This is a genomic window from Niabella aurantiaca DSM 17617 (assembly GCF_000374125.1).
GTDB classification, from domain to species: Bacteria; Bacteroidota; Bacteroidia; order Chitinophagales; family Chitinophagaceae; genus Niabella; species Niabella aurantiaca.
Genome location: NZ_KB893646.1, coordinates 139,546 through 166,455, shown reverse-complemented (window position 1 = coordinate 166,455; position 26,910 = coordinate 139,546). Strand labels below are relative to the sequence as shown.

The 26,910-nt window shown below is 47.1% G+C and carries 15 protein-coding genes; 10 read left to right on the top strand and 5 right to left on the bottom strand.

The genetic code is table 11. The features are described 5' to 3' along the window. The gene (locus B160_RS0123590; RefSeq protein ID WP_157558204.1) at nucleotides 1-1,863 is read right to left on the bottom strand and encodes a M23 family metallopeptidase; all 1,863 of its coding nucleotides are present in this window, start codon (nucleotides 1,861-1,863) and stop codon (nucleotides 1-3) included. 235 nt (nucleotides 1,864-2,098) lie between these two features. Here B160_RS0123590 and B160_RS0123585 point away from each other — a divergent pair, with 235 nt between their 5' ends. The 4 genes from B160_RS0123585 (at nucleotide 2,099) to pdxA (ending at nucleotide 9,824) form a co-directional block, all read left to right on the top strand. Continuing rightward, nucleotides 2,099-3,067, top strand: a complete 969-nt coding sequence (locus B160_RS0123585) for a c-type cytochrome (protein WP_018630422.1) — start codon at nucleotides 2,099-2,101, stop codon at nucleotides 3,065-3,067. A gap of 267 nt (nucleotides 3,068-3,334) precedes the next feature. Continuing rightward, nucleotides 3,335-4,936, top strand: coding sequence for a S8 family serine peptidase (locus B160_RS0123580; RefSeq protein WP_018630421.1), 1,602 nt, complete (start codon nucleotides 3,335-3,337; stop codon nucleotides 4,934-4,936). Between the two features lie 294 nt (nucleotides 4,937-5,230). Beyond that, nucleotides 5,231-8,089 (top strand): carbamoyl-phosphate synthase large subunit, encoded by a 2,859-nt coding sequence (gene carB, locus B160_RS0123570; protein ID WP_018630419.1) that lies wholly within the window; start codon nucleotides 5,231-5,233, stop codon nucleotides 8,087-8,089. Nucleotides 8,090-8,738: 649 nt separating this feature from the next. Beyond that, the gene (gene pdxA, locus B160_RS0123560) at nucleotides 8,739-9,824 is read left to right on the top strand and encodes a 4-hydroxythreonine-4-phosphate dehydrogenase PdxA (protein ID WP_018630417.1); all 1,086 of its coding nucleotides are present in this window, start codon (nucleotides 8,739-8,741) and stop codon (nucleotides 9,822-9,824) included. 516 nt (nucleotides 9,825-10,340) lie between these two features. Here the strand turns inward: pdxA and B160_RS0123555 are convergent. The 3 genes from B160_RS0123555 to B160_RS0123545 form a co-directional block, all read right to left on the bottom strand. Then, a complete protein-coding gene (locus B160_RS0123555; RefSeq protein ID WP_018630416.1) occupies nucleotides 10,341-10,904 on the bottom strand; it encodes an AAA family ATPase in 564 nt (187 codons plus the stop codon). A gap of 83 nt (nucleotides 10,905-10,987) precedes the next feature. Further along, nucleotides 10,988-11,623, bottom strand: coding sequence for a M23 family metallopeptidase (locus tag B160_RS30000; protein WP_157558203.1), 636 nt, complete (start codon nucleotides 11,621-11,623; stop codon nucleotides 10,988-10,990). Nucleotides 11,624-11,644: 21 nt separating this feature from the next. After that, complete coding sequence (locus B160_RS0123545) at nucleotides 11,645-12,220, bottom strand: NifU family protein (protein ID WP_245562275.1); 576 nt, start codon at nucleotides 12,218-12,220, stop codon at nucleotides 11,645-11,647. A 269-nt stretch (nucleotides 12,221-12,489) separates the two neighbouring features. Here B160_RS0123545 and B160_RS0123540 point away from each other — a divergent pair, with 269 nt between their 5' ends. Both B160_RS0123540 and B160_RS0123535 read left to right on the top strand, forming a co-directional pair. Beyond that, a complete protein-coding gene (locus tag B160_RS0123540) occupies nucleotides 12,490-14,592 on the top strand; it encodes an LTA synthase family protein (protein ID WP_018630413.1) in 2,103 nt (700 codons plus the stop codon). 227 nt (nucleotides 14,593-14,819) lie between these two features. Further along, complete coding sequence (locus B160_RS0123535; RefSeq protein ID WP_018630412.1) at nucleotides 14,820-15,188, top strand: arsenate reductase family protein; 369 nt, start codon at nucleotides 14,820-14,822, stop codon at nucleotides 15,186-15,188. 150 nt (nucleotides 15,189-15,338) lie between these two features. Here B160_RS0123535 and B160_RS0123530 read toward each other — a convergent pair whose 3' ends face one another. After that, entirely contained in the window at nucleotides 15,339-16,568 is a 1,230-nt protein-coding gene (locus tag B160_RS0123530) for a TCR/Tet family MFS transporter (RefSeq protein WP_018630411.1), read from the bottom strand. A gap of 181 nt (nucleotides 16,569-16,749) precedes the next feature. Here B160_RS0123530 and B160_RS0123520 point away from each other — a divergent pair, with 181 nt between their 5' ends. The 4 genes from B160_RS0123520 to B160_RS0123505 all read left to right on the top strand — a co-directional run bounded on the left by B160_RS0123520 (nucleotide 16,750) and on the right by B160_RS0123505 (nucleotide 26,887). Then, nucleotides 16,750-17,958 carry an ROK family protein gene (locus B160_RS0123520; RefSeq protein ID WP_018630409.1) on the top strand — a complete coding sequence of 403 codons (1,209 nt, stop codon included), beginning with the start codon at nucleotides 16,750-16,752 and terminating at the stop codon, nucleotides 17,956-17,958. Nucleotides 17,959-18,007: 49 nt separating this feature from the next. Then, nucleotides 18,008-21,481, top strand: a complete 3,474-nt coding sequence (locus tag B160_RS0123515; protein WP_018630408.1) for a SusC/RagA family TonB-linked outer membrane protein — start codon at nucleotides 18,008-18,010, stop codon at nucleotides 21,479-21,481. A gap of 42 nt (nucleotides 21,482-21,523) precedes the next feature. After that, nucleotides 21,524-23,188 carry a SusD/RagB family nutrient-binding outer membrane lipoprotein gene (locus B160_RS0123510; RefSeq protein ID WP_083927750.1) on the top strand — a complete coding sequence of 555 codons (1,665 nt, stop codon included), beginning with the start codon at nucleotides 21,524-21,526 and terminating at the stop codon, nucleotides 23,186-23,188. Nucleotides 23,189-23,560: 372 nt separating this feature from the next. Next, the gene (locus tag B160_RS0123505; RefSeq protein ID WP_018630406.1) at nucleotides 23,561-26,887 is read left to right on the top strand and encodes a SusC/RagA family TonB-linked outer membrane protein; all 3,327 of its coding nucleotides are present in this window, start codon (nucleotides 23,561-23,563) and stop codon (nucleotides 26,885-26,887) included. Nucleotides 26,888-26,910 lie beyond the last annotated feature (23 nt).

Here is a 26,910-nt window from a genome sequence, read left to right as displayed (position 1 = left end):
TTATTTTTTCTTTTTGCTTCCGGATGTGGTCTTTTTTGTGACTTTCCGGGAAGCGGTTTTGACAGTCGCTTTTGTCCTGGAAGTATTGGTTCTTTTTGCAACCGTGTGTTTGCCGGAGGCCGGTTTCTTTACCGTGGCCCTGGGTCTTTGTACGGGTTCTTTTGCCACAGAGCCGCCCCCTCTCCGGAACTTCCAACTCCTGACTGTTTTATTGCCCGCTATATCGGTAACAGTTACTTTGAGGGTATGTTCACCCGGAGGCACTTTTTCGTCAAAATAATAGAGATAGGTCTTTCCCTTGTCGTTGGTAAACCGGATCCAGCGGCCATCTACTTCGGCCCGGAAGTCGGCGATACCGGAGTTGTCTTTGGGTGTAAAGGAGATGCGGGAAGCATGGCTGAGATCGGCCGGTGCATTCAGTGATGGGGGGGTATTGTCGATAAATGCCTCAAAAGTGCCGAAGTCCCGGAACAGGGCCGTAACCCAGTCTCCGTTCCAGGTGGCTTTTTTGTAGGAACTGCCTGTTGCAGTTCTTTTGATCACGATCCTGTCGCGGTTTTCAGGAGCAATGGGCTTGTCGGGTTTGATGCGCACCTCAAACTCGCTGTGCGCCGGAATATCCTTTTCTCCCAGTTCATGCCTTGCAGAAACGCTGTTCCCTCCGCTGGAAGACAGCCGCGCATAACCGGAATTCATCTTGTCGTACAAAACAAACATGGGCAAATAGGCCTCGAAGTCATATTTAAAAATGCGGTTGAGCCGGTTGGGCAGCCATTCATAGTTTTTGACCGGAGGTGGAGATGCGCCGTTATTCTTTAACTGGAAGGAAAGGGTAGATGTATTGCCGTAGGTATCGCTTACCAGGATCTTTATTGCGTGTTCGCCGCCATTTGCTAACCGGATGGTATTGTGATTCCATCCGAGATCATAGTAGACGCCACCCCGGTCGCCCGGCAGCTTGGAAATGTGCTGCACCCAGGCTCCGCCGTTGGCTTTCATGTGGTAGTCGACCTGGCAATTCATATAGCGGGTGCTGTTGTAGCCAATGCTGTCGATATAGAAGCTGGAGATCTCATTACCATCAACAAATAACCGGGCGCTGTAAATGCCATCCCGGTTGCCGGCCCTGTTCCAGGTATCATAAGCCTGTATGGCAAAACCGAGGTTCCGGAAGGGTGTATGGATGATGCCCCCGGGAACGGTGTAAGACGGTCCCGACTTTTTTAGGGCAAAGCTGCCGGGATGCTGGTCATACGTACTGTTGTTACGGTCGTAGAGGAACAATTTCACAAGCGTTGGCCGATATGCATCCCCGAAAGGTGTACCAAACAGTGCCGGGTTCAGGCGCCTGCCGGATTTTGTATCGATCACCTCCCAGTGCACATGCGGGCCCTGTGATCCGCCGGTAGTACCGCTGTAGGAAATAAAATCTCCTTTTTTTACGGGGAACATACCCGGTGGTATGGTCAGGTGCGTTTCCCAGGATTCCTCCTGGTACTGATAATCTTTTACATATGCTTCCAGGTCGGGTCTGAAATTGTTCAAATGGCCGTAAAGGGTCGACAACCCGTTGGGGTGATTGATGATGATCCATCGCCCCCAGCTCAGCGGCTCAATGCCCACAAAGGCAATATAACCATCAGCAGTGGCAACTACCTTCTGGTTTACCCGCTGGTTTGTCCGCACATCCAGGCCCATATGCCAGTGATTGGACCGGAGTTCCCCCATGTTGGCAACAATATCCGGATTCAGCAACGTAGGCCACCGGAAATAATTTTGAGGATATACCGGCTTTTTATAAAGCTGTGCATGAGAAAAGAGACCGGCTAACAGGAATACGGATAATATAAAATGTTTTGCCATTGGGTCAAATATAGCAAAACGGGTAAAACGGGCACCCCGGGTGTCCTGATTTTTAGCCGTACATCCCTTTTTTGTGGCTGCAGGACGCGTGAGAACCTTCCACCGGGTGTGCTCCGGCCCCATATTTTAAGAGTGGTGAGATCGCCATTTTCAGCGATAGCGCCCTGCATTCGCAAAAAAGAATTATATTTATTTCGCATATAGAAATATTCTATTGTACCAAAAAACTGCTGTTATGAAACGATTCTTAAAATACCTGGTGATCGTAGTGCTTATTTTGATCCTTGCCGGGCTGGGCTATCTGAAGTTTTTATTGCCGGCCGTAGGGGATGCGCCCGATGTAAAAGCGACACCCGCGCCGGACCGGATCGAAAGAGGCCGGTACCTGGCCAACCATGTGGCTGTTTGTATGGATTGCCACTCAACAAGAGACTGGAGCCGGTTCTCGGCGCCGCTCCTGGAGGGCACCCTGGGGATTGGGGGAGAATATTTTGGTCCTGAGATGGGTTTCCCCGGTAAATTCTATTCTAAAAACATTACGCCGTATCATCTTTCCAACTGGACGGATGGTGAGATCTACAGAACCATCACTACCGGGGTGAACCGGGATGGGGACGCATTGTTTCCGGTAATGCCCTATTTAAATTATGGGAAGATGGATCCGGAGGATGTGCTGAGCATCATAGCATACCTGCGCACCCTGGCACCTCAGAAAAGTGATCCGCCCGCACGGAGCGTTGATTTCCCCCTGAATTTTATTATTAATACCATACCGCAAAAGGCTGCACCAATGACGAGGCCCGGGCCGGCTGATATTGTTAAACGGGGAGAATACCTGGTTACCATCGCGGCTTGCGTGGAATGCCACACACCGGTTGAAAAAGGACAGATCATACCTGAAAAAGCATTTAACGGCGGAAGGGAGTTTAACATGCCTGCCGGTATTTTGCACACCGCCAATATTACCCCCGATATTAAAACCGGTATCGGCAGCTGGTCAGACAGCATGTTCGTAAGCCGCTTTAAGTCCTTCAGCCGTGTGGACAGTCTTCCCCGGGTGGGTAAAAATGACTTCAATACGATCATGCCCTGGAGCATGTATGCGGGCATGACGGAGGACGATCTGAAAGCCATTTTTGCCTACCTGAGAACCATAAAGCCGGCCAATAACAAGGTGGTTTTATTTACCCCGGCAAAAAAATAGGTGGTTTTTTATTGAGGTTGTTTATACTTTTTGAGGATCGTATCCGCAGGGACCTTGGTCTTGTAGCGTGATCAGCATAGCGCCCTATGGGCGGTTCCCCATGCCCCCATGCTGGTGCGAAGGGGGGACAACATCCTGGTAAAATAGCCCCTGCAGCATTGACTTTCGCAGGAGCGGCCCGTTTCATTACGAATTCCCAAAGTCTGAACAACTTTATTGCCGGAAATGGAATATGCGCTACTTTCATGGTCCTATATAAACAAAATCATGAAAAAACATATAGCGGTAGCGGGCCTTCTGGTGTGCCTGATCATTACCGCAAAGGCGCAATCTGTGAAGCCTGAAGTAAAAGACTGGCATTATCTGGATTATCAGCAGGACGGATACCGGGGGATCAGCCTCCGCCAGGCTTATGCGCTTTTAAAAGGGCGCAAGAGCGAACCCGTTATTGTAGCGGTCATCGATAGTGGTATTGATACCTTGCAACCCGACCTGGAGCCGGTGTTGTGGAGAAACCCCCGGGAGATTCCCAATAATCAAAAAGATGATGATGGTAATGGACTGATTGATGATTATTACGGATGGAACTATCTTGGTGCTCCGGGAGGGGAGAACCTTGCCGTAAGTGTCAGCGATGACTGGCGGACCTGGTACCGGTTCAAAGCCGTGTTTGAGGGCAGGGATAGTGCACAGGTCCCGGCAAACCAGCGATGGCAGTATCGCGAATGGAAGCGTGCCCACCAGAAACTGCTGGATGCTAACAGCAAGGCTTCTGAGATCATCGATAAACTGCGTATAAACTGGGACATTGCCAATCGCACGAATGCGCTTCTGAAAAAAATGCTAAACAAGGAAGTCTTTACACGCAAGGACCTTGACAGCCTGCCTGTTACCGCGGAAAACAGGGAAATCCTAACGATCTGGAAGGGTATATTGGGAGCGGGAGCAACCAACAACGTCGGTTTTATCAAAGGATTTGGCGATTATAAAAAGGAACAGGAAGATAACCTGATAAAGCTGACAAGGCCTCCAAAAGATTACAGGGGGGAGCTACTGCAGGATGATGATTATGATATTACAAAAACGGGCTATGGCAATCACAATCTTACCGGCTTCAGCGGTTATCACGGAACAGGCGTCAGCAGCGTGATCGGTGCTGTCCGCAATAACGGGATTGGTATCGATGGCATTGCCGGCAATGTAAAGATCATGATGATCCGGGGGATCCTGGGAAAGGATGAGTTTGACAAGGACGTGGCCTTATCCATAAGGTACGCCGTTGATCATGGCGCCAAAGTGATCAATATGAGCTTTGGAAAATACATATCGCCCGATAAACGCTGGGTAGACGAAGCGATCGAATACGCATTATCAAAGGACGTGGTCCTGGTGCATGGCGCGGGCAATGATGCCATAAATACGGACCTGGACGATCATTATCCCAGTTCTTACACCATTAAAGGCCGTTTTTTGCCCAATATCCTCCAGGTAGGAGCCAGCGGCGATGCCAGTTTGGGTACGCTGGTGGCTTCGTTTAGCAACTATGGGAAAAAAAGGGTGGATCTGTTTGCACCGGGGCTTGAGATCCACAGCGCGATCGCGGGAAACGGTACGCAGATGGCCAGCGGTACCAGTTTATCCAGCCCCGTAGTAGCGGGTATTGCAGCATTGCTATGCTCCTATTTTCCAAAACTGAAAGCGGCAGAGATTGTAGACATCATCAAAAAATCCGGAACTACGGTTAGCGAACCTGTTACCAAACCGGGCACCCATGAAAAAGTACTGCTCTCCGAATTATGTAATTCCGGCAGGATCGCCAATGCGGCGGGGGCGGTAAAGATGGCACTGGAATATGAAAGGAAGAAGTGATGATTAGCAGTTGCAGACGTTGTCCGCCCCAAAAGGCTTAAAGTAGCCAATGGCGGAAAGTTTTTTACTGGGTTATTGTTCCTGCGTAGTTGATGCTACCGGGTAGGAATAGCGTCCTGCTCTACCGGATAAGAGACGGCTCTGCAATTATCCTCCAGAGCCGGTTACCGCTTTTACTATCGTTCGTTTTCCTGAAAATGAAAATTAGCTGGAAATTCTTCGGCCTTTAGGCCTTCTTTTTCCTGTTTTAGACATACTTTTGCGCAATTTATTTTTTTTAAAGAAAACAAAAAGATGCCCAAAGATACTTCCATAAAAACAGTATTGATTATTGGTTCCGGTCCTATTGTAATAGGCCAGGCTTGCGAATTTGACTACTCCGGCACCCAGGCCGCCCGCAGTTTGCGTGAAGAGGGGATCAAGGTGATCCTGGTCAACAGCAACCCGGCTACCATCATGACCGACCCGATGATGGCAGACCGTGTATACCTGTTACCGCTGACCGCCGAAAGCATTGAGCAGATCCTGCAGGAAAACGACATTGATGCGGTATTGCCAACAATGGGAGGCCAAACGGCATTGAACCTTTGTAAAGAGGCGGAAGAGCTGGGCCTGTGGAAGGAATATAATGTGCGGCTGATAGGGGTGGATATCAAGGCCATCGACAAGGCCGAAGACCGCGAGCTGTTCCGTCAGTGGATGATCGCGCTGGGCATTCAGGTGGCTACGGCCAAAACGGCCAACTCTTTCCTGGAAGGAAAAGAATTTGCCCAGGAGATCGGTTTTCCCCTGGTGATCAGGCCTTCGTTTACCCTTGGTGGTACCGGTGGCGGTTTTGTGCATGATAAGGACGAGCTGGACGAAGCCCTGAACCGGGGTCTGCAGGCTTCTCCCATCCATGAAGTACTGGTGGAAAAAGCCGTGCTGGGCTGGAAGGAATTTGAGCTGGAGTTGTTGAGGGATTCCGCTAACAATGTATGTATCATTTGTACGGTTGAAAATTTTGACCCGATGGGAGTGCACACCGGCGACTCCATTACCGTGGCGCCTTCTATGACGCTGAGCGATACCGGTATGCAGCTGATGCGGAATACGGCCATCCGGATGATGCGCGACCTCGGCAATTTTGCCGGCGGCTGTAATGTGCAGTTTGCCATGAATCCTGAAACGGAAGAGATCATCGCCATCGAGATCAACCCCCGGGTAAGCCGCTCATCGGCGCTTGCTTCAAAAGCAACCGGGTATCCCATTGCAAAAATAGCAGCCAAACTGGCCATCGGCTATAACCTGGATGAACTGGAAAACCAGATCACCAAAACCACTTCCGCTTATTTTGAACCGGCGCTGGACTATGTAATCGTAAAAATACCACGCTGGAATTTTGATAAATTCAAAGGAGCGAATGACACCCTGGGCCTGCAGATGAAAAGTGTGGGCGAGGTAATGGCCATCGGACGCAGCTTTAATGAAGCGATCCAGAAAGCCTGCCAGAGTCTGGAAAACAACGCCATCGGCCTGGGCTATTATGGTAAAAGCCTGATGCGTGCAGAAGAGCTGCTGGAATACATCAAGACGCCCAAATGGGACCGGATCTTCCGGATCAAGGATGCCCTGATGGCGGGGATTTCCGTAGGCACCATTTCAAAAGCCACCAACGGCATCGACCGCTGGTTCCTGTCGGAGATCCAGAAGCTTTGTGTGCTGGAAAAGAAAATTGCGGAGCATACCCTGGCTACATTGCCTGCCGAATTGCTGCGCGATGCAAAAACGAACGGCTTCAGCGATGCCCAGATTGCCGAGATCATGGGGCATGGCAATACAGAAGATGCTGTTTACGCAAGAAGAAAAGAATTGGGCATCGACCGTGTTTATAAAATGGTAGACACCTGCAGCGCCGAATTTGAGGCAAAGACCCCTTACTTCTACTCTACTTTTGATGCGCCTGCCCGGTCGGAGCTGAATGCGGGTGACCTGGTACATAACGAATCAACCGTTTCTGATAAGAAAAAGATCATTGTGCTGGGCAGTGGCCCCAACCGCATCGGACAGGGTATTGAATTTGACTACTGCTGTGTGCACGGATTACTGGCGATCAAAGAAGCCGGTTATGAGGCCATTATGATGAACTGCAATCCCGAAACGGTGAGCACCGACTTTGATATGGCGGACAAACTGTATTTTGAACCGGTGTTCTGGGAGCATGTGCGGGAGCTGATCGAATTTGAAAAGCCGGCGGGTGTGATTGTGCAGCTGGGTGGACAAACCGCGCTGAAGCTGGCAGAGAAGATCAAGGAGATGGGCGTGCAGATCATGGGGACCAGCTTTGACAACATGGATATTGCCGAGGACCGCGGCCGCTTTTCTGATATGCTGAAAGAACTGAAGATCCCTTATCCGGAATATGGCTCGGCCTGGACGGTGGATGAAGCGGTTCAGATCGCCAACCGCGTAGGATACCCGGTGCTGGTGCGTCCTTCCTATGTGCTCGGTGGCCAACGGATGCGGATCGTACTGAACGACGATGAAGTAGAACGCGCAGTGGTAAGCCTGCTGAAACATATCCCCGGAAATAAGATCCTGATCGATCACTTCCTGGATCGTTGCCAGGAGGCAGAGGTAGACGCCATTTACGATGGAGAAAACTTCCATGTAATGGGTGTAATGGAACATATTGAGCCGGCGGGGATCCACAGCGGCGACAGTAACGCAGTATTACCGGCCTTCAATCTTTCCCCGATGGAAGTAACCACGATGGAGCACTATTCGGAAAAGATCGCAAAAGCTTTAGACATTCGCGGGCTGATCAATATACAGTTCGCCATCAAAGACGGCACCGTGTACGTAATTGAGGCCAATCCGCGGGCATCGCGTACCACCCCGTTCATTGCAAAGGCCTACCAGATCCCTTACCTGAATGTGGCGACCAAGGTAATGATCGGAGCAAATAAACTGACCGATTTTAAATTTGAGAAAAAACTGAAAGGGTATGCCATCAAAGAGCCGGTGTTCAGTTTCAATAAATTTCCAGGCGTAAACAAAGAACTGGGACCCGAAATGAAGAGTACCGGCGAAGCCATCCGCTTTATAAAGGACCTGAAGGACCCTTATTTCCGCCAGTTATACAAAGACAGGAGCATGTTCCTGAGCAAGTAGGAGTTGAGATTTTAATAAAAGGCCTTTGTGCTTGCCGGTGACCTGGCAATGAAAACCACAAAGTCTCAAAGGCCCGAAGAACCACGAAGGGAACTATAAAAGCCCTGGTGTTTCCTGGAAGCTGTTTAAAAACGATCCGGGAGCATCCTTATCGTCACAAAAGGTACCGGCTTCTTATCGCCGCTACTTGGGGCTTCGCTGTAGCCACCATCTGTAAAAACGGGGTTCAACGATCGTTTTTTCAAAAGAGGCATCGCCTCGAAAGATCCGGCAAGAACGGGTTTCAACACGTTTATAAGTCCAAAGGAGCAACAGAGCGCCATGGGCTCGGGGCATAATGATCCGTGCCCGGGGCACTTAGGGAATTACAGTCTCGTTAAAGCCCTGCTAAAGCGCGGCTTTAACGACAACAACGCGCCGGATGGCGCTTATAAGGAACATCAAAATGTTGTTTTTAAACAGCTTAGGGTTCTGGCGCCTTGGTGGCAAAAACGGGAAATGCTATTCCTGTGAAATTTTTAATTTAAAATGTTCTTTGTTTCAGAAATGGAGGCTGTAACAGAACCTGGAACCTGCCTGTGCGGGACTTCAAGTCACGCATAACAGTATTTTATTGTATTTTCACAGCTTAATTCTTGAGGTCCATTTTATGACATATAAACAAAAACCCGTTATCGGCATTACGTCCGGAGATCTGAATGGTATAGGTATTGAGCTGATCGTAAAAACATTTGCAGATGCACGCCTGCTGGATATCTGTACGCCTGTTATTTTTGCGAACAACAAAGTCGTCAATTTTTACAGGAAAACCCTCCCCGATAGTAATTTTAGCTTTTATCATACCCGGGAATTTGAAAAGATCAATCCCAAACAGGTAACCATCTTTAACTGTTGGGAGGAGGAGGTCAATATAACACCGGGTACTCTGAATGAGACCGGTGGGCGCTATGCAGTTGTATCCCTGCAAACGGCTATAGAGGCCCTGAAAGAAAAAAAGATCGATGGCCTGGTGACGGCTCCCATTCATAAAACAAATGTACAATCCGACAGTTTTTCCTATACCGGGCATACGCCTTATCTCAAAGCCAGCTTTAACGCCAAAGATGTGGTAATGATGATGTGCGCGGAGAATATGCGGGTGGCATTGGTCACCGAGCATGTGCCCATCAGTGAAGTGGCAAAGCATATTACCGCGGAGGCCATCCTGAGCAAGCTGGCTATTGTGAACAGCAGCCTGCAACAGGATTTTGGCATCAATAAACCCCGGATCGCGGTACTTGGATTGAACCCGCATGCGGGCGATGAAGGTCTTGTGGGAAACGAGGAGCAAACAGTCATCGCGCCGGCCGTCAAACAGGCACGTAACAAAAACATCCTTGCATTTGGGCCCTACAGCGCCGATGCATTTTTTGCCAGAGGGCAATATGAAAAATTTGATGTCGTGCTGGCCATGTACCACGATCAGGGATTGATTCCTTTTAAATCGCTGGCCCAGGGGGAGGGCGTCAACTATACTGCGGGGCTGGAAGTGGTCCGTACTTCACCGGATCATGGGGTGGCCTTTGATATTGCGGGCAAAGGCCGGGCAGATGCAGGGTCGTTCCTGCAGGCCGTCTACACCTGCGCAGATATCATCAGCCAGCGTACCGAATATACCGGTCAACGCGCCAACCCGCTGCGCAAAGTTTCTCCGGATGTGGTTTCAAAGCTGGAAGATGAAAAGATAGAGGAGTAATGCGACAAATGAGCTATTATTCAGGGTCCTGCCGGTAACACGGCGGGATTTTTTTTGGGGCGGCTGAGGGTCGGTTCCAAATGCCCGGAACACAGAAGTCTTTAATGCGTCAATATTCTCCGTGGTACCCTGGCCGCACACAGTATTTCACCGGACCCGGGGATACAATTGTTTGCCCGTTGTTTTCGGCCATGATTTGCGGAGATGGGGATGCGTAAAATTTTCAGTGTTTAAGGGTTACGATGCTGTAAATGAAAGAGGAATATATATAAAAAAATAAGAGGGGGTACGATGATCTGGAAAGATCCGGTAGCCCACTCTTAAGCCCTCTAAACCGACATAAAAGTAGTACCCTTAAAGTCGTGTTTTAAATTTATTCGATGAATTGCCTGATTTTTAAGCCGGGCTCTGTAAAAAAAAAGATAAAGCAAAACGGGAATGCTTGTTTTTGGCTTTTTCTCCGTTCCTTTTCAAAAGATGCTGCTTACAGGCATCGATTCCTGTTTACGGAAGGTTTCAGGCACTCAGCAGCTGGTCCACTGCCTGAATAGCCGCCTGCAGGCGGGCGGGGCCCTGACCCCGGATCTCCACCCAGGGGATTTGCTGATCAATCAGCTGTGACCGGTAGATCCCAAACAGCGTTTCCCGGGTTTTGAGATCGGGATATTCTCTTAAATCATCCGGTGCCCAGGGCAGATCCGTATTGCATAATAGATAAAGATCATATTTTCGGGATGCGATGGTGTCCAGGATAAATGCCGGACATCGATTAAAAACAAATTCACACCAAACCTTCATTACATACATATCCGTATCAATAAACAACAGGGGCCGGGCGGCGGTTTGCGCCTGCAGATGGTAGCGGTCTTCGGATGCGATCTGACCTTTGGCAATGGTCAGCAGATCTTCATAAGTATAGTCTTTTCCATATTCCATAAGATAGCTGCGGGCATACTCAGGGCACCAGAGGGTATTGTAGTGCGCGGCGAGCCCGGCGCATAAATTGCTTTTGCCGGTACTTTCGGGGCCGATGGCCACGATCTTTTTTACCGGGAATTCTTTAGCGGTTGGATACATCATAAGACTGTTGATCATTTCATGTGTTGCTCCGGAAGCTGATATTCTGCGTTTGCGCAATATACAGGGTCTATACGCAACTCAGTTCACGGATTGCGGTATTTACGAATAGCGCGCAGGTATTTTGGGCCTTTTTTGGTCCGGAAACGTGTCGGCATCTGTTTAAATCTTCCGTTCCGGTCAAAGGTCCATACAATAAAATGGAGATGGGGAAAATACGTATAGCCGGTATTTCCGCTATACGCTATGGGCTGGCCCTTTTTGACCGAATCGCCCACCTGTACCAAAACGCCGTTCTGCCGCAGGTGCCAATATCCGGCCCGGGAGCTGTCGGCATGCTGGATGACCACATAATTGGCATGTGGCCGGTTCGATTTTTGTATACCTCCCTGATGCCCGTTTTCTTTCAGCCGCACCACCAGTCCCTCCCTCGCCGCACAAACCACTGATCCTACCGGCATTTTAAAGTCCAGGGCTGCCCGCCGTTTATGAGTGAATTGTGTAAAATACCCCTGAACCAGGGTATGCGTGGTGCCCTTTGGGTAAGGCAGGTCATAAATAAAAGAAGTGGTGTCCATGATCTTTCCGCTTTGAAGCCGGTGGGTTTCTCGGCGCAACGGGTTGTTCATATAGACACAGCTGCCCGATGAAAGAGCAAGGAACAGGAGTATGAGGACGATGAAGCGCATTAAAAAAGCGCCATCAGTATGGATGACGCTCACAAATGTATTAATTCTGCCCCATTATTCAGCTTCTGCCACTACTTCTTTCACTTCGGGGATCATGCGTTTCATCATGCCTTCAATACCTGCCTTCAGGGTGATCATTGAGGAGGGACAGCCGCTGCAGCTTCCCTGCATCATCAGGTTTACCACGCCATCGTTATAACTCCGGAACTGAATAGCACCCCCATCCATTTCCACGGCTGGCTTTACATAATTTTCAAGCAGTTCTTTAATACGCTTTACCACATCGTCATCGTCCGCGGAAACCTCGTTGCTGCTCTCCTTTTTCACAGTCACTACCTCGTCTTCGTTGATCACCACTTTTCCTTCCTCCAGGTAATCTTTTAAGAACTGGCGGATAGAAGGTGTAACATCCTGCCACTCCGCATCGGCGGTTTTGGTGAGGGTTACAAAATTGCTGGCGATAAAAACGGCCTTAATAAAAGGAAAACCAAACAATTCGGTGGCAAGCGGAGAAGGTTTGGCCGCTTCCACATCCGGAAAATCGATGCTTTTGCCCGGGTACAATAACTTATTGGCCACAAACTTCATGGTTTCCGGGTTGGGCGTCATTTCTGTATAAATACTAATCACTGGATTACCTGTTTTTATCATGATATGCTGCTATTAATTTACAAAATTAACAATATTTGTCCGTATTGGTTGAAAAGGAGAACATAACATTTTTTACTGGGTCCTGAACCGAACCTGATGTGTAAGAGCGGCAAATATCGCTGCCAGCGTAAAGAAGTGCATGAAAAACAGGATGGCTGGTTAAAAAGAGCGAATAATCAGTATCTTGGCGTTGTTTTTCCCGGCATGTAAAAAAATCAATGCTTCTGTTTGTTAGAAAAAAGTATTAAATGCTTGATAATAAAGGTGTTTTAGCAGAGCGATTTAAACCCGTAGCGCTTCTCTATCTTACGGGTATTGTCGTCAATTTTATTACGCGGCTTATGCTGCTGTTTGTTTCATTTAACGAACTCTCCTTTAGTATAAAGAATATTGCCGGCATCTTTTTCATCGGGTTGTTTTACGATATCTGTTTCCTGTCCTTTGTCTCCATTCCGTTTGTCCTGATCGCCTGGCTTACTAATGATCTTCTTTTCAAAGCGCCCTGGAAAAAAGGGGTCATCGTGCTGTTTATTGCCGGCATCATCCTTTCTGTATTCCGGAATCCCATTCCTAGCGAGTTTGATAAAAAATTGCCCTGGGTGTTTACGGGGTTGCTGGTCCTGCTCTTTGGCATTTACCTGCTGCTGGCTTCAAAAACGGACGCATATCGCCACCGCTGGAGGATCCGCGGTATGAAGGTGTTCTTTTTTATCATCCTGTTTTTGTTGGTCTTTAATATCATCAGCGAGTATTTCTTTTGGGATGAGTTTGGCTCCCGCTACAATTTTATTGCCGTGGATTACCTGATCTATACCAATGAGGTGGTGGGCAATATCCGGGAATCGTATCCCATCGGCTGGATCATTGCGGGGGTATTGCTGGTGACAGTGCTCGTTTTCCTGGTCGTAAAAAAGCACCTGGCTGCCTGGGCCTTTTCCCGGCCGGGTTTTGCAAAACGGTCGGTGCTGGCGTTGGGGTTGCTGGTGGTGCCGGCGCTGGTTTATTTATTGGTGAACAACCGGATCAAGAATTTCAGCGACAATGATTATGTAAACCAGCTGGCCGGCAACGGGGTTTATGAGTTTGGGGCGGCGTTCTGGAACAATGACCTGGATTTTTACCGGTTTTATAAGACCATACCGGATACGGATGCGCTTGCCGAAGTGCGGAAGCAGTTGCTGGAGCGGTCCCCAACCGACAGCTTTTTTAATAATGATGGGTTTTCTGTAGAGCGAATGGTGAACTATACCGGCCCGGAAAAGCGGATGAATGTGGTGTTGATCAGCATTGAGAGCTTTAGTGCTTCGTTTATGGGTGTATTTGGGAATACACAGAAGATTACGCCTTATTTAGACAGTCTGAGCCGGCAATCCATTTTCTTTAGTCAATGTTATGCCACCGGAACCCGTACCGTGCGCGGACTGGAAGTGCTTTCGCTTTCCATACCGCCCATACCGGGGCAAAGCATTGTGCGCCGCCCTCATAACGACAGCCTGTTCACCATCGGTGCGGTATTGCGGGAGCGGGGTTATACCACCCAGTTTTTATATGGAGGGTACAGCAGCTTTGACAACATGGGCCCCTATTTTTCGGCGAACGGTTATGAGGTCATCGACCGTTCTGCATTAAAACAGGAGGAGATCCACTACGCAAATATCTGGGGTGTAGCGGATGAAGATATGTTTACCCTGGCACTAAAGCAGTTTGATAAGAATGCGGCAACAGGAAAGCCTTTTTTTGCCCAGATCATGACCGTTTCCAATCACCGGCCCTATACCTATCCGGAGGGGCGCATCGATATCTCACCTAAACTTCAGAAGCGGGAAGGGGCGGTGAAGTACACCGATTACTGTATCGGTAATTTTCTGAAGCAGGCAGCGGCAAAACCCTGGTTTTCGAATACGGTATTTGTGATCGTTGCCGATCATTGTGCTTCGGCAGCGGGTAAAACAGATCTGCCGGTTACCGGGTATCACATTCCCCTGTTTATTTACAGTCCGGCCAACCTGCAGCCGCAGACAGTAGATCATATGGTATCGCAGATGGACGTGGTACCAACGATCCTGGGACTGCTGAACAAAAGTTACCGTTCAAAGTTTTTTGGGCAGGATCTGCTGCGGATGCCGCCGGGCAAAGACCGGGCATTTATCAGCACTTACAGCGGGTTGGGCTATTTAAGAGATAGCCAGCTGGTGGTACAAACGCCGCCGCATAAAGTAGAACAGCAGCGCCCTGATTTTAGTACCGGAACGGCGGTAAAAATGGCGGTCAATGACAGTTTATACCGTCAGGCGCTGAGCTATTATCAGCTGGCGGAAAAGATCTTTAAATCCGGAGGCTATAAGAAATAGCGAATTTGAAATGTGAGTGGTCAATGGTCAATAGTCAAGTAGTTAATAGTTCATGGAGTATAAATATAAAAAAGGACCCAACATCCAGCTTTAAACTCAAACATAGGAGCCTTAGCTTTCAGCTGTCAGGGTCCATGAGAAACGGGCATCCGGAATCCAGCATTAGGAAACGAAACACTCCACCGGGCGCGCCGGAGACGGATCAAATCAGAAATCTAAAATCAGAAATGAAAAAAATATACTACCTCGCCACTTGTGATACCTGCAAAAAGATAATGGAGGATGTGGGCATCAGTGCCCAAAGCGGGTTTCAGCTACAGGATATCCGGACTCAAAAAATAACACCGGAGCAATTAGGGGAAATGAAAACGCTTGCGGGAAGCTACGAAGCGTTATTCAGCCGCAGGGCGCTGTTATACAAAGAGCTGGGTCTGAAAGATAAAAAGCTGACCGAAAACGACTACCGCGATTATATTCTAAAGCACGATACCTTCTTAAAACGCCCGGTAGTGATCATGAACGGCCATATCTTCATTGGCAGCGAAAAGAAAAATGTGGAGGCCCTGGCGGCTTTTGTGAAGCAGAAAGCGACCTGAAAAACAGGCGACGCAGCTGGATATTCCGTAAAGGATTTAGAATCCAAACCGGTATCGGGGAAATTATTAGCACCTGCTGCAACAAGTCCGTATCGATGGTAACCGGGACCTGGCGTCCGGAGCAATCAAATGAAACAAAAAGTGCAGGGGTTATGAAGCCAGCATTCGCTTCTTTTTAATATGCAGCAGATAGTAGGCAATGATTGCGCTGGTCAGCATCAGGGCTGCTCCCAATACAAAGGGTGCCCCCGGAAAATAGACCGGCGCCTGGTCGTGGCTGAAAAAATAGAATGTCCGGGTCATCATCAGTGGCCCAATGATAGAGGTCAGGCTCATAATGCAATTGAGACCGCCTTGTAACGCGCCCTGCTCATTTGCCGGAACCTGGTTGGTGATCAATGCCTGCAGGGCAGGCCCGGCAATGCCACCTATACAATAAGGCACCAGGAAGGCATACATCATCCAGCTTTTGGTAGCAAAGGCAAAGAGGATCATTCCAAACGCATATAAGAATAAGCCGGTATAAACACTTTTTTCATCGCCCAGGCGGGGGCTGGTGTACCGGATCAATCCGCCCTGTACGATCCCGACCAGTGCACCTACAATAGCCAGGGAAATGCCTACCTGTTTTTCAGACCATTTAAACTGGTCCATGGTAAAATAGCTCCAGTTACTTTGAACGGCATGTCCTCCAAGAAAGATGAAGAAAAAACAAAGTACCAGTCCCTGGATACCGGGGTATTTAAAAAACAGGAGCAGGGATCCGATGGGATTTGCCTTTAGCCAGCTAAAGGGTCTTCTGTTTTCCGGTTTTAACGATTCCGGGAGTACAAAGAAGCCGTAAAGGAAGTTGATAAAGCACAGGGCGGCGGCGGCAAAAAATGGTGCGCGCAGTCCCCATACGGAAAGGAGTCCTCCCAATGCCGGTCCAATGATGAACCCCAGTCCAAAGGCGGCTCCGATCAGTCCAAAATTTTTCGCCCGGTTCTCATTGGTGCTGATATCGGCAATATAAGCGGTGGCCGTTGTAAAACTGGCTCCGGTAATACCCGATAAGAAACGCCCAACCACAAGCAACGAGTAGGTATGGGCAAAGGCCAGGATCAGGTAATCGACGCAAAAGCCCAGCAGCGACAAAAGGATAACGGATCTTCTTCCATACCGGTCGCTTAGGTTTCCCATAAAAGGAGAGAACAGGAACTGCATGGCAGCATAAACCGCCAGCAGGTAGCCACCCGGAACGCTGGCTTCATTGATGGTAATATGCTTTAGTTCGGCGATCAGTTTGGGCATGACCGGGATGATCAGTCCGAAGCCGATGACATCGATGGTCATGGTAATAAAGATAAAGCCGATAGCAGCGCTGCGTGACTGTTTCATTTAATGGTTTATTTGCGGAGTCTCCGGTAACCTGTTCAACCCCGGTTTTGAAAAAGGGCAGCAAAGATGGATAAAATATATTGGTTTATACAGCGGTTGGCGGTCTTTTTTGAAAAAAATATTTTAGCATACTTATTAATTATTTTAAAAAGTTTATTAAATTTGAAATAACAATTTTGTCATGCAAAAACGATTGCAATATAAGTATTTGATTTTTAGGGAATTCTATTATGCAGGCTCCTTGTCCTGCGCCGAGCTGAGCTCCCGTATTGGCAAAAGTATTCCGCTAACGACCCAAATGATCAATGATCTGATTGATGAGGGAATTGTAGAGGAAGGCGGATTGGCGCCTTCCAACGGAGGCCGTCGCCCTGCCATGTACTCCGTAAAACCGGATGCCATGTATGTGGTTGCTGTGGCAATGGACCAGATGCTTACCCGGGTTGCCATTGTTGATTTTCATAATAAACCGGTGGGCGCAATCGTGCAGGAAGAACTGTTGCTGGCCAATAATCCCAATGCATTGCCGCAGTTAAAGACCATTATTGAGCAAGCCATCAAAAAGTCGAAGGTCCCCAAAAAAAAGATCCTGGGGGTAGGCATTGGAATGCCCGGTTTTATTGATGCGCGGCAGGGCATTAATTATTCATTTCTTTCGAATGAACACCATAGTATTACTGCCTATCTGAGCAGTGCTTTGGAAGTGCCGGCTTACATCGACAATGATTCCAGTATTATCGCATTAGCAGAACATCGTTTTGGGGCAGCGGCAGGAACCCGGAATGCCATGGTGGTTAATTTAGGCTGGGGTGTGGGGTTGGGCCTGGTGCTCAATAACCAGTTGTACCGGGGTGAGAACGGCTTTGCAGGAGAGTTTAGCCACATTCCTTTTTTTAACAACAATAAAATATGCTCCTGCGGAAAAAAGGGCTGTCTGGAAACCGAAACTTCTTTAAAAGTAATTATAGACAAGGCGGAGCAGGGCCTGAAACGGAAGGGAAGCACTTCATTTCTGAAAAAGAACTTCCGGACCGGGGCCATTGAGAAAGACTGGCAGGCCATCGTAAAAGCGGCGCAATCCGGCGATGAATACGTGATCCGGCTGCTCACCGCTGCAGGTTACGATATCGGGCGTGGCGTGGCCGTGCTGATCCATTTGTTCAACCCGGAGCTGGTATTACTGAGTGGCCGGGGCGCTCAGGCGGGGCGTATCTGGCAGGCCCCGGTGTTGCAGGCGGTGAATGAACATTGTATCCTGCGTCTTGCGGAAAATACCGCCGTTAAAGTTTCCCAGATGGGAAGCCGGGCGGAGCTCATTGGCGCGGCTGCGCTGGTGCTGGAGAACCTGGTACGTGCCAGAAGCAGGGAAGCAAAAAAAATGCTCGTTTAACGATAGAACCGGAACACCAAAAATTTTAACGATTAAAAAAATGAGAAAAATGAAGAAGAAACACTTATTGCTCGTGTTCTTTGTTACGCTGTTCAGTTGCGGAAGTCTGTTAGCGCAGGAAAAGCGGACAATTACAGGAACCATTATGGACGCAGACGGAAAGCCGGTTCCGGGTGCCACCATAACGGTTAAAGGAACCAACAGGGCAGCAATTGCCGATGAGAACGGAACCTATTCGATCGAAGTTCAGGGAAACCCGGAATTAGAAGTAACTTCTGTTGGATATGCCGTAAAAACGCTGCAGGTAGGGACAGATAATAATGTATCCGTTACGCTTACTTCACAGGCAGGTGATATGGAGACCGTTGTGGTTACAGCGCTGGGAATAAAGCGGGAAGCACGGTCGCTGGGGTATTCGGCGCAAACGGTAAAAGGTAGTGATCTGACCATTGCACAGGCTCCCACCATAGCGCAGGGGTTGATGGGTAAGGTAGCAGGTTTGCAGATTTCTCAATCGGGTGGTGGGGCAGACGGAGCCTCATCAAGGGTCGTAGTGCGGGGAAATACCCTGCTTACCGGTGATAACCGGGCGTTGATCATTGTGGATGGTGTAGCGATTAACAATGATCCTGTGAACGTAAACAATAATAATGGCGGCTCTGGAAAATCAGTATTGGGTGGTGTAGGTGCAGATGTTTCAGGAAATAACGACTGGGGCACGGGCATGAATATGATCAATCAGGAAGATATTGAGAATGTTACTGTATTAAAGGGCCCGGAAGCTGCTGCGCTGTATGGGGCAAGAGGCGCCAACGGGGTGATCCTTATTACCCGTAAAAAAGGCGGCAATAGACCTGGGCTGGGTGTGGATTACAGCTTTTCTTATAGGTCTACAAACCCCTATGAGCTGCTGGACTACCAGAATGAATATGGCCAGGGTGGTGTGGCCAGCATGACTACGCCCGACGAATCGAAATGGTTTCCTTTGAATAGTAACCAGCAGCGTATGCAGGTTGGCAACGGCACCAATGCCGGGGGCGATTTTTTGAAGAATTCTTTTGGGGCACTTCCTTATCCCAAAGCATTTGATTTTTATACCTATTTCAGTTATCCCGGAAGTTATTCATGGGGGGCTAAATTTGACGATCAGCCCATCATGAACTACGATGGGGTATTAAGGCCTTATTCGGCTCAGCCCAACAACTGGAAAGCCTTCTTTCCCAATGGATCGGTGGCCCAGCATAATGTAGCTGTTTCCGGAGGCAATGATAATGCTACTTTCCGGGTGTCCTATACAAGGAATAACACCAAGCCCAATATGATCAATAGTAAAATGTACTCCAATACGTTTAACCTGGGCTCTACATTCAAGGTAAGTAATAAGATTTCCGGAGAGGTAACTTCCAGCTATGTGAATTTTTATCGCCTGAATGCTCCGCAAATCGGAAATACCTGGCAGGCGGCACCTACTTATTCGATGGCACGGGGCTATGATCCCTCGTTAGCTTTTTCGCAACAATTCGGGCCAAACGGCGAGCGGATTGATATTACCAATGGAAATGGCTCATATCCCGGAGAGGATGTGCCGGCATACCCATATAATACCGGGTATTTGAATAATCAATACTGGAACCTGTTAAAAAATAATAATGATTTTACCAGGAATCAGTTCCTGGGAAGCCTGAAACTGACGGCAGATCTAACAAATTTCCTGAGTGTAACGGCTCAGGGGGGCGTGGATAATTCTCATGATCTATCCACATTCATAAGTTATCCTACCGATGTTTTGGGTAAAGCAGGGGGCGCGTATAAGGAAACGATGGCAAAAAATTTCAGCCGGAACTTGATGACTTATTTAAGACTCCATAAAGATGGCTTTGTACATCCTGATGTAAATGCCAGCATTACATTTGGGGGCGAAACCTATTACAGAAGTGATTATGCTGTAAGCAATGCGACCAAGGGCGACTTTGTGAAGCCATTCATATTTGCATTGAATAACGGGGCTAACGCTCCCGACCCCGCGGAAGAAATAAAGTATGCCAAGAAGATCAATTCGGTTTATTCGTTTGTGAACCTTTCGTATAAAAACCAGTTGTTTTTGGAAGCAACAGCGCGTAATGACTGGTCGAGCGCCCTGCCGTTAAATAATAACAGCTATTTCTATCCGTCGGTGAATATGAGTTATGTATTTACAGACGGAATTGGTCGACTGAAAGCAGGTTTGCCGTGGTTGAGCTTTGGAAAATTGAAGCTTTCCTACGCGGAAACCGGCAGTGATACAGACCCATACTACATACATAATTTGCTGGAAAGTGCTACGTACAATGGTACGCTGGCATCCAGCCTTCCGTCAAGCTTAAAGTCGGCTGATGTAAAACCGGCCCGTAGTAAATCGTTTCAGGTGGGGTTGAATCTGGCTTTTCTTCAGAACCGGATCACACTTGATGTTACTTCATATTGGATGAAGAGCTTTAACCAGATCCTGAGTAATCCATTGCCTGTTTCTTCAGGGTATAGCACCATTACCATCAATACCGGTTCTTTGGGCAACCAGGGTATAGAGGTTGTATTAAGTGCAACTCCTGTTAAAACGAGCAATTTTTCATGGAATATCGGGTTGAATGCTGCGAATTCAAGAACAAAAGTGCTGGCATTGTCCGATGGTATTAATGAGCTGAATTTAGGAAATTATTTTGGAGGAGCAGGTGTTTCCCAGCGGGTTAAAGTAGGCGAGTATTACGGAACCATTTACGGGAAAGATTACAGATATCACAATGGGCAAAAATTAGTAAAACGTGCCACTGGTACCGATGGTCAGCCGGTAACTTTTACTGCGAATGGTCAGACCTATTATGCTGGTACATTATGGGAATTAACAAAAGACGAGGTTCCCATTGGTAATTCACAGCCTTTTGTAACAGGCGGCATTACAAATACATTGCGCTATAAAAATTTCTCCTTGTATGTACTGGCAGATGCGAAAATCGGAGGCGATACCTATTTTGGTTCGTATGAAGCGGGGATGGGCAGTGGTACGCTTAAGGGAACATTGAAGGAACGTAACGGAGGTGGGCTTCCTCTTGTGTATCCCGACGGCTCTACTGCCAATACCGGGGTTAACTTCGGAGGTGCATTTGCAACCTATAATGAGAAAGGCGAGATTGTCAGCACGACACCCAATACGGATGTGGTACATTATCTTTGGTACTATGCCGGCACCTATTCCGCCTGGAATCATCTTGGTGTACCCCGGTCATCAGGTGTTTTTGAAAACTCGTGGATGAAGTTAAGAGAGCTTTCATTATCCTACCAGGTACCCAACCACATTGTGAAGGCTACAAGGATACTCCAGAATCTGAATCTATCGCTGTACGGTCGTGATTTGTTTTACATCTTTACTACAATACCAAAAGGATTAAATCCTGAAGGGGTAAATGGTATCGGAAACATTCAGGGTATTGAGTATGCATCAATGCCAAAGACCCGTTCATTTGGGTTTACCATAAAAACAGCATTTTAAATCGCACATGAAGGAATTCCATCATTTGAAAAAAGCATTGTCATGAAAAGAAATATAAACACGAGTATCTTAAATAGGTGGACAGGTATGGTGTCAGGAGCATTCGTGCTACTCCTGTCAGTGAGTTCCTGTACCAAGGATTTTGAAAAAATAAATACCCCGTATAAAGACGTGGCCGTCAGTACGGCTTCCCCTGTTGGGCTTTTTAACCAACTATCCCGCAACGCGTCAAACGAAGACTATACCATTTATACAGGGTTGTTTATGCCTGTTGCCAATCAGCAGGGCGTTCAGAATACGCCTTTTAATTATTCAAACTATATAGCCAGTTTTTGGAATAATTATTACCAGGATCTGGCGGATTACAAATTATTGGTAAAATTAATTGACGAGAGCACCGGCCCGGCAGCATACACTAATTTAAGATCCATTGCAACGATATTGATCGCTTCAAAAACGTTGTCTATGCTGGACCGGTACGGAAGCATTCCCTATTCGCAGGCTGCTTTGGCAGCAAGCGGGTCTTCAAGCTACAGGCCGGCTTACGATGATGAAGCATCGGTATATACATCTGTATTGAATGATCTGGAAACAGCCGTAAATGCAATTAAAACCGGCGCAGCAGCGAGCGACCAGGTTGCACTGGGTGCCAGCGAATCCTTCCTGAGTAGCAATTACAGCTCCTGGATAAAATTTGGAAATGCGCTGCGCCTGCGGTACGCAGTACGTCTTCATGCTAAAAACGCACCGCTTGCAAACGGTATTATAACGGATATAATCGGCGGAAACAAGCCCTTACCCAATACAACATCGTATGCAAGTATGGAAGAGATGCGGCAAAACAATTATGGAACGTACCCTCAATTACTCAGTACAAATCCCAGTTACGGCGATCGCTTTTGGTATGCCTTCCGGGAAATATCGGTATCGAACATCCGGTTAAGTTCGAATGTTTGGAACCAGATATCTGCGACCAATGCAGACAATGGATCCGGTATTTTTGATCCGCGCGCTTATGTTTGGTTTATGCCAAATAATGCGGGAAAATGGGTGCCACAGCCGCAGGACAGATCGGTTGCTGAAGGGTCAAGTACCCTATATCCAAATACCAGTAGTAATGCACCTGCAGAGCCCAATACATTGCCGGATAACAAATTTGCAGGGTTCAATTTTTATTTGGTGAGAGATTATCTTTCTTTCCCTTATGTTACCATATCAGAAGCCGATGTGCATTTATTAAAGGCAGAAATATATGCCCGTGGCATGGGGGTCGCTGCGGATTTTGCAAAAGCCAACCAGGAATATCGGGCAGGATTGACGGCATCGGTGAATTTCTGGTACACTTACGTTGCAACAACAAATGGCGGTATATGGCCAGGAACGGCAAAACCTACGTTAGAAGCGGACGCGCTTTCCAATTTCTTAGCACACCCCAAAGTAGCATTGGTAGGTGGTGATAATGCCGGTAATCTTAAGAAGATCATCACACAGGCCTGGCTAGCTGCATTGTGGGAGCAGCCGGAGGCCTGGGCCATTACAAGAAGAACAGGACTTACACCCAAAGATGCCAACTATAATCCGCAGGTATTTAATAAGCTGCCTTATCCGAATGATGAAAAAATAAACAATAATGCGAACTGGCTGAAGGCTTCGAGTAATGCTGATCCTGATGTACAAGCCATTCAAAAAGTGTATTGGATGCCGTAACGGAAGGTGGTATATAGAATCTGTTTTCAGGCATTGAATTATTTTAATCCGTGCTCTTAAAGCTGTTTTGGGAAAAGTTCCGGAACAGCTTTTTTTGTACCCGAATCAACATGCGCAATGAAGACCGATGTCGTCCTTGGGCGGCTTGCAGAAAGGGGTTTGACGAACGTCCCCTTTTGAAAAGTCTGCAAGGTTTATTTCCGGGTTGCTGCTGCTAAAGGCCTGTTGCCTGTCCATCAGAAAAAAAATAATTAATGACTTATTAATTATTTTAAAAAGTTCATTAAATTTGTATTAACATTTTTTTAGCAAACGATTGTTTTGCAATAGCCAATGAACCCAGCAATTTTTAATGATTAAAATGAGAAAAAAATGAACCAAACAAAAGTATTCATTACATTGATTGTGTTGTTCTTGTACAGCACAACGGTGCTCGCTCAGGTAAAGCGTACGATAACCGGGGCGGTTACGGACGGAGAAGGTAAACCAATACCAGGTGCTACGGTAACGGTTAAGGGGACCGCAAGTGCGGTTCCCACGGATGACCAGGGATACTACAGTATTTCGGTGGATGGCCGTAATATTGAACTTGAAGTATCGGCCGTTGGATTTTTTACCAAGGTGATAAGCGTAGGCAATTCTAATACTGCCGACGTTAATCTGGACAGGGAGGGAAAGGCAGAAGAGGAAGTTGTGGTAACAGCATTGGGTATAAAACGGGAAAAACGTTCCCTGGGCTATGCTACGTCAACCATTAATGGCGAGGACCTGTTAAAAGCGGGAGCAACGCAAAATCCTTTTCTTGCATTATATGGTAAGGCTGCCGGCGTTGGGGTAAATATAGGTTCCGGGGGACCAACCGCGGGTGTTAACGTAAGGATACGAGGCGCAGCGGGTCTGGAATCAGGAACCAATACCCGACCATTATTTGTTGTAGACGGAGTTCCAATGTATGATGAAAAAACCTCAATGGAAAGCAGAGGCTATGATCCTTTGAATTCTTTTGACTATGGCTCGGGGATCAACGATATCAATTCTGATGATATAGAGTCAATTGAAATACTAAAAGGGGCGAAAGCCACCGTGTTATATGGCAGCCAGGCATTAAATGGGGTTGTGTTGATAACAACAAAAGCCGGAAGAAAAACAAGAGGGCTGGGCATACAACTGTCACATCAACTAACTGTTGACAAGCCATTTACCTTCATCGAGTTTCAGAACGAATATGGTTCAGGAGCAAGCATAAGAGACACGCAATATGCAACGCTCAACGGAAGACAGGTCCGAAAACTTCCATTGAGCCGGCTGAGTTTCGGCCCCCGTTTCGACGGCACTTCTGTTATGCTTTATGACAGTACTATGGGGACATACGCAGCGCATCCAGATAACTTTATTGATTTTTTCAGAACGGCTTTGAATAATCGAACGAATATTGCAGTTGCAGGTGGAGGAACCCTGGGGAGCGTTCGGGCTTCCTATACCAGAAATAGCTATGAGGATATTTTGGATGGGTTTAAGCAAAAGCAGAATTCTTTTAGTTTTAATGGTAACTTTAAAGTATCCCCGTTTGCAACTTTCGAGTTTATAAATAATCTATATACTGTTAACACAAGAAACAGAAGGCCTAACATTCAGCAACTGGTTGCAACCGGACTGAATAGAGACTACGATTATAACTGGATGCGGGGGTTCTATCATGATGCTGACGGGTTCCGGAAAGATCTGGATCCTTATGGTTTAGCGGGGAGTTCACCGGGTTTCTGGCCAAATGCGATCGCAGGCATATTGTGGGAGCAGAATGATAACTTGGATAAGGATAATAAATTTCACCTCGTAAGTGCTGTGAAATCTACCTTACAGTTTACCAAAGCGTTTTCTTTTATCGGACAGGCATCTGTTGATTATACGAATACCGACTTTATTACAGAGAATAAAATAACAAGATTATCTCCAACCAGGACGGGGGGGAAGTATAGCTGGACAAAGCGCAATACGACTGTTCAAAATTACCAGGGGTTACTGAAATATGAAAAAGACCTCAACAGTGATCTTAACTTCTTCTTTTACGGAGGTGGTGCTTTTCAAAAAATAACGGAGAATAATAGTTATGTTTCAACAGGGAACATGGGGTTAATATATCCCGACTGGTTTTCTATATATAATGCAGATTTTCGTTCCTGGCCTTCAAGAGGTGATTATAGCAGGGTTCTGGGACTAACAAGGGGATCTGATATTTTATACAGTGTTCTGGGTTCAGCGACCTTATCGTATAAGAATACCTATTATCTGGAAGCTCAGGCGAGAAACGACTGGAATTCGACATTGCAGTCTCCGAACAACTCCTATTTTTACCCGGGACTTTCACTTACCTGGAATTTTACGAATAATTTCAAATTGCCTAAATTAAATTACGGTAAACTGAGATTTGCGTGGGCTGACGTGGGAGGAGGTCCCAGCACGGCTACCGGTGACAGGTATTTTGCCAACAATTCTTTTAACGTAAGCCAGTTGCCTTATTCTTACGGACCGGTAGTGGTAACACCTCCCAGTTCTCTGTTTCTTGAAATGATTAAACCTTTCAGAAAACGAGAATTTGAAGTAGGGTTCAATACCCGCTGGTTTGAACAGAATAGGTTAGAAGTCGATTTCTCTTTCTATACCAATAATACATATAATCAGATCGTATCCCAGCCGCTCTCTGAAGCAACGGGTTATAAATCTGCAAAAATTAATACCGGGAATCTGAAGAACTGGGGATATGAGCTGTTTGTAAAAGTGGCTCCGCTGGCGACAGAAAAATACAGATGGGAGCTCACATTTACCGGAGCTAATCAACTTTCCAAAGTATTGAAACTATATCCGGGTATCAAACAAAAGTACATTGATGGTAATTCTGGATTCCAGGTTTTCGCTGAAGAAGGAAAAAGGATAGGGGATATCAAGGCTTACGACTATCAGAGGGATCCCTCCGGTAACAGGATCGTTGGTAGCAATGGAGTATATAAGTTGGAAGATAAGGTGAGTTATACCGGTAAAAATGTGAATCCGAAAATGTTTGGCGGGCTTTACAGTGATTTCTTCCTGAAGGGTTTCAATCTGCATTTTGGGTTAGACTATAAGTTTGGCGGTACCATCTTTTCTTATACCAACAATTACCTGATGGGTACCGGGGTAATTAAAGCAAGTTTGCCCGGAAGAGACGAAGAGCATGGAGGAATAGCTTATTATATAGATAAGGACAACGGAAGTAAGGTGAGATGGGAACACAATAAACCAGCACCAGCAAATGCCGAAGATGGCATTGTATATCATGATGGGATCGTCCTCGATGGCGTAAAAGAAATTACCAATGGGGATCAGGTAACATATGCCAAGAATGATATTATTGTTGACGCTCCATATTATTATGGAACTTATATTAATGATCTGAGTACTTCCTGGCCTCCGGACCGCTTATTTAAGAACGACTATATTAAAATCAGGGAATTGGCATTGCAATACACATTGCCTGTAAAATTAGTGCAGCGGGTGGGATTGCAGAAATTGACACTTACGGCTGCAGCAAGGAATTTGGGATACATCTATAAAACGGTTCCCAATATTGATCCAGAAGGTGCTTTAGGAGCCCAGGGATATATTGAGAATTCCTTTTATCCCTCTATTCGCTCTTATTCTTTTGGGGTAAATGTTAGTTTTTAATTGACAGACTTTAATTGTAGCAC

Bases quoted from the DNA above. Each gene is read 5' to 3' on its own strand.
- B160_RS0123590 (WP_157558204.1), bottom strand. From the start codon at position 1,863: ATGGCAAAACATTTTATATTATCCGTATTCCTGTTAGCCGGTCTCTTT.
- B160_RS0123585 (WP_018630422.1), top strand. From the start codon at position 2,099: ATGAAACGATTCTTAAAATACCTGGTGATCGTAGTGCTTATTTTGATC.
- B160_RS0123580 (WP_018630421.1), top strand. From the start codon at position 3,335: ATGAAAAAACATATAGCGGTAGCGGGCCTTCTGGTGTGCCTGATCATT.
- carB (WP_018630419.1), top strand. From the start codon at position 5,231: ATGCCCAAAGATACTTCCATAAAAACAGTATTGATTATTGGTTCCGGT.
- pdxA (WP_018630417.1), top strand. From the start codon at position 8,739: ATGACATATAAACAAAAACCCGTTATCGGCATTACGTCCGGAGATCTG.
- B160_RS0123555 (WP_018630416.1), bottom strand. From the start codon at position 10,904: ATGATGTATCCAACCGCTAAAGAATTCCCGGTAAAAAAGATCGTGGCC.
- B160_RS0123540 (WP_018630413.1), top strand. From the start codon at position 12,490: ATGCTTGATAATAAAGGTGTTTTAGCAGAGCGATTTAAACCCGTAGCG.
- B160_RS0123535 (WP_018630412.1), top strand. From the start codon at position 14,820: ATGAAAAAAATATACTACCTCGCCACTTGTGATACCTGCAAAAAGATA.
- B160_RS0123530 (WP_018630411.1), bottom strand. From the start codon at position 16,568: ATGAAACAGTCACGCAGCGCTGCTATCGGCTTTATCTTTATTACCATG.
- B160_RS0123520 (WP_018630409.1), top strand. From the start codon at position 16,750: ATGCAAAAACGATTGCAATATAAGTATTTGATTTTTAGGGAATTCTAT.
- B160_RS0123515 (WP_018630408.1), top strand. From the start codon at position 18,008: ATGAAGAAGAAACACTTATTGCTCGTGTTCTTTGTTACGCTGTTCAGT.
- B160_RS0123510 (WP_083927750.1), top strand. From the start codon at position 21,524: ATGAAAAGAAATATAAACACGAGTATCTTAAATAGGTGGACAGGTATG.
- B160_RS0123505 (WP_018630406.1), top strand. From the start codon at position 23,561: ATGAACCAAACAAAAGTATTCATTACATTGATTGTGTTGTTCTTGTAC.